This is a genomic window from Cedecea sp. VD22, from assembly GCF_037150195.1.
GTDB lineage: Bacteria > Pseudomonadota > Gammaproteobacteria > Enterobacterales > Enterobacteriaceae > Cedecea.
This window is the reverse complement of the sequence record NZ_JBBCPX010000073.1, coordinates 1-257: the sequence shown is the minus strand read 5'-3', so window position 1 is coordinate 257 and position 257 is coordinate 1. Positions and strand designations below refer to the sequence as shown.

Below are 257 nucleotides of genomic sequence, written 5' to 3'. Positions count from 1 at the left end.
GAAACAACATCCCCCACCGGAGAAAAAATACCGCTGGAGGTTTCTCTCACCTTACCGGGTTATAAAACGGAAAACGGAAGAGAAGCCAGAAATCTGCTGTTGAATTCGTTACCGGCTGGCCATGTTATTTTACCTCCCGGCGAGTTTGTTGTTCATCGTCGCTCACAGGTTGATTTTAAAGTCCGGAAACCCGGCGTTGAAACGATGGTGAAATCCCCAGGTTCAACCTGGAAGGGAGTCGTGACGCTATTGTTTGA

1 pseudogene is annotated in these 257 nt (G+C 48.2%); it reads left to right on the top strand.

Annotation, left to right across the window (positions count from 1 at the left end):
* A pseudogene (locus WFK85_RS23535) lies at nucleotides 1–257 on the top strand (hypothetical protein); the annotation flags it as partial.